Source organism: Streptomyces sp., assembly GCF_031178505.1.
GTDB classification, from domain to species: Bacteria; Actinomycetota; Actinomycetes; order Streptomycetales; family Streptomycetaceae; genus Streptomyces; species Streptomyces gulbargensis.
The window spans coordinates 1-2800 of record NZ_JAPSIW010000851.1; the positions used below are offsets into that span (position 1 = coordinate 1).

Here is a 2800-nt window from a genome sequence, read left to right on the forward strand (position 1 = left end):
CGGACGCGCGGCTGCTGGTCTCCGGGTCGGCGGCTCTCCCGGTCCACGACCACGAGCGGATCGCGGCGGCGACGGGGCGGGCGGTGGTGGAGCGGTACGGGATGTCGGAGACGCTCATGAACACGAGCGTGCGCCCGGGGCCGGAGCCGCGCCCCGGGACCGTCGGGACGCCGCTCCCGGGCGTGGAGCTGCGGCTCGTGGAGGAGGACGGCACGGTTCTCGGGGCGTACGACGGGGAGACGGTCGGTGAGGTGCAGGTGCGCGGCCCGAACCTGTTCTCCGGGTACCTGAACCGGCCGGAGGCGACCGCCGCGGCCTTCGACGGTGACTGGTTCCGCACCGGGGACATGGCGGTCCGCGAAGCGGACGGAACGATTCGCCTGGTGGGCCGCAAGGCGACCGACCTCATCAAGAGCGGCGGCTACAAGATCGGGGCGGGGGAGATAGAGAACGCGCTCCTCGACCACCCGGGCGTGCGCGAGGCGGCCGTCACGGGCGAGCCGGACCCCGACCTCGGCGAGCGGATCGTGGCCTGGGTGGTTCCGGCGGACGCCGCGGCGCCGCCGGCCGCGGCGGCGCTCGCGGACCACGTGGCCCGGCTGCTCGCCCCGCACAAGCGGCCCCGGACCGTCCGGTACCTGGACGCGCTGCCCCGCAACGACCTGGGCAAGATCCTCAAGAAGCGGTTGCCGACCGTCTGACCGCCCGGCGGGGCGGCGGGGAGTCAGGGCGTGGGGTCGTGCGCGTCGTAGCGGCGGAAGCCACGCCCGTACGCGGCGAGGGCACCGATCGCGAGGACGCAGGCGATCCCTCCGCCCGTGATCGCGACGGCCGGGGAGGTGAGGTCGGCCACCGACCCCGCGAGGAAGTCCCCGAGCCGGGGCCCGCCCACGACGACCACGATGAAGACGCCCTGGAGCCGGCCGCGCATCTCGTCCGGCGCGGCCACCTGCATCATCGTGCTGCGAAAGACCATCGAGGCGGTGTCGGCGTACCCGGCGAGAGCCAGCAGGAGCAGTCCCAGCCACAGTTCGCGGGTCAGCCCGAAGACGGCGATGGCGGTGCCCCAGCCCGCGACGGCGAGGAGGATCGCCTGCCCGTGGTGGCGTATTCGGCTCTGCCAGCCGGAGAGCACGCCGCCGAGCAGCGCCCCGAAGGCGGGCGCGGCGACGAGGAGCCCGGTGGTGCGGGCGTCGCCGCCGTACCAGAGGACCGCGACGGCCGGGAACAGGGCGCGGGGGTGGGCGAGGATCATGGCGCAGAAGTCCGAGAGGAACGTCATGCGCAGGTTGGGCCGGGTGGCGAGGAAGCGCAGACCGTCGAGGACGGAGGCCCGCCGTGTGCCGGTGCGGTCCGGGAGCATCGACGGCAGCCGCCACATCGCGTACAGGCTCGCGGAGAAGGCGAGGGCGTCGACCAGATAGGCGGTCTGGTAGCCGGCGAGGCCGACGATGAGACCACCGAGGCTCGGCCCGACGAGCGTGCCGAACGTCGTGATCATCGAGTTGAGGGCGTTGGCGGCGCGCAGCTGCTCGGGGGGCAGGAGGCGGGGGATCATCGCGGTGCGCGCGGGCGAGTTGAGCGCGGCGCACACGGCCTGCAGGGCGACGATGCCGTACAGGAACCACACGTGGTGGAAGCCGGCGAACGCGGCGGCGGCGAGGGCGGCCGAGAGCACGGCGGAGCCGGAGGCGCTGGCGAGGCCCAGTTTGCGGCGGTCGACGGTGTCGGCGATCGCGCCGCCGTAGAGGCCGAAGGCGACCAGGGGCACGAGCGAGAACAGGCCGACGAGCCCGACGGAGAACGTCGAGCCGGTGAGGTCGTACACCTGGAGGGAGATCGCGAGGGTCGTCATGCCCTGGCCGACCCAGGAGACGGTGCTGCCGAACCACAGCCGGCGATAGTGGGCGGAGGTCCGCAGCGGGGTGAGGTCGGCGAAGACCCTGCGCCGGCCCTCCTCTCGGGTGGCGGTCATGCGACGTCGTACCGCAGCTCGGGCCGGTCCCAGTGGATCCGCCCGCTCGCCCGGACGGTCCCGGTGCGGCGGGCGCCGGTGCGGAGGTAGAACTCCTCGGCCGGCGGGTGGGCCACCACCTTCACGGACGTGAGCCCGGCGGCCCGCGCCTGCTCGGCCATGTGCGCCATCAGCAGGCGGCCGATGCCGAGGCCCTGGGCGCTGTCGGCGACGAAGGCGAGATCGAGTTCCGCCTCGTCGACGAGCAGCGCGTAGAAACCGAGGACGCGGCCGTCGGAACCGTCGACGGCGACGAAGACCGGGTGGTGCTCGATGTACGCCGCACCGACCTGGTAGCCGTCGACCATGGCGGCGTAGTCGCCCCGATAGGCGCCCGAACCGCGGACGAGCCGCGTGAGCCGCTTGGAGTCGTCGGCGGTGGCACGCCGGAGGGTGATGTCGGGCATGAGGTGAGTATAGGGGCGTGAAGCCTACTCGATCCTTACGTTTTAGCTCCGCCCGCAGGTGGGCGGGAGCCGCCGTGCGGGCGAGGCGGGGCGGGGCGGGGGCGGAGCGCCGGGTGAGCGGGAGGTGGTCGTGCGGTCAGGCCCCGGCCGGGGCCGACAGGTGGAGGCGGGCCGGAGGGCGGAGCCCCGGGCGTGAACCGGAGGCAGCCGTACGGGTCCACGGTGGGCGGCCGAGGCAGCCGCACGGGCAGGCCCGCCCGGGGCCGTCACGCCGAGGCGGGCCGGAGGGCGGAGCCCCGGGCGTGAACCGGAGGCAGCCGCACCGTCAGGCCCCGGTCGGCGTCCTGCCCCGGAGGCGGCCGTACGGTCAGGCCCCGGC

The 2800-nt window shown here is 74.5% G+C and carries 3 protein-coding genes; 1 reads left to right on the top strand and 2 read right to left on the bottom strand.

The window, feature by feature from the left end:
* A partial coding sequence (locus tag RIF68_RS33415) for an AMP-binding protein (protein ID WP_309055221.1) occupies positions 1–701 on the top strand: 701 nt, incomplete at its 5' end.
* A 23-nt stretch (positions 702–724) separates the two neighbouring features.
* Here the strand turns inward: RIF68_RS33415 and RIF68_RS33420 are convergent.
* Together RIF68_RS33420 and RIF68_RS33425 are read right to left on the bottom strand one after the other, a co-directional pair.
* A complete protein-coding gene (locus RIF68_RS33420; protein WP_309055223.1) occupies positions 725–1975 on the bottom strand; it encodes an MFS transporter in 1251 nt (416 codons plus the stop codon).
* On the bottom strand, positions 1972–2421 hold the full coding sequence (locus RIF68_RS33425; RefSeq protein WP_309055224.1) for a GNAT family N-acetyltransferase: 450 nt from the start codon (positions 2419–2421) through the stop codon (positions 1972–1974). The genes RIF68_RS33420 and RIF68_RS33425 overlap by 4 nt, the downstream gene beginning before the upstream one ends.
* Between the last annotated feature and the right edge of the window lie 379 nt (positions 2422–2800).